Here is a 563-nt window from a genome sequence, read left to right as displayed (position 1 = left end):
ATTGGAGACTATTTAAAGTCAGTTAGTCGATGGGCACATCCTTGTCTAATGACAGAACAATTCTATCCGTCGATAGAAACTTCGTTGATGGATATTGCGAGGGCATTTATCGGGAGCTCAGTTAGGCCACATAAAATAAATATTATCAGTAAATCCGCTTACGCAGATTTGCCCGTACCTTGCCATCAGGATATTTCTTATTCCCGAGAAGATCCTTATGATTTTTCTTTAAGCGTGTTGCTTAATAGTGAAATAAGGGTGTTTCGGTGATTGAAGTAAATTTTACGCTGTTCTGAGATGGAAATTCCAAAGACCTGCGCTAAGGAGTAAGAAGGTATCATCAATAAAGGGTCTACGATTCCGTAAAATTTGGGTCATGCAACCGAGGCGCTTGATACCCGCGATGGCGTGTTCAACTGTAATACGGATGCCCGAGATTATTTTATTTTCTTGTTTTTGTTCAGGCGATAAAGGTCTTTTTCGAGTTCCTTTTTTTGGGATTTGTGTATTAGGATGCTGTTTATCTATACCTTGAAAACCGGTATCTGCCCAGATGGTTACCT

The 563-nt window shown here is 40.0% G+C and carries 2 protein-coding genes; one reads left to right on the top strand and one right to left on the bottom strand.

The genetic code is table 11. The features are described 5' to 3' along the window. Nucleotides 1-270: hypothetical protein (locus tag CBG25_RS04650; RefSeq protein ID WP_290604912.1), on the top strand; the 270-nt coding region annotated here is incomplete at its 5' end. Between the two features lie 12 nt (nucleotides 271-282). On the opposite strand, the gene CBG25_RS04645 is transcribed toward CBG25_RS04650, so the two are convergent. After that, nucleotides 283-563, bottom strand: a 281-nt coding sequence (locus CBG25_RS04645; RefSeq protein WP_290603775.1) for a transposase family protein, incomplete at its 5' end; no start/stop codon positions are given.

It is taken from the genome of Arsenophonus sp. ENCA (genome assembly GCF_002287155.1).
GTDB classification, from domain to species: Bacteria; Pseudomonadota; Gammaproteobacteria; order Enterobacterales; family Enterobacteriaceae; genus Arsenophonus; species Arsenophonus nilaparvatae.
The sequence above is the reverse complement of the archived record's forward strand: the minus strand, read 5'-3'. Positions and strand labels throughout refer to the sequence as shown.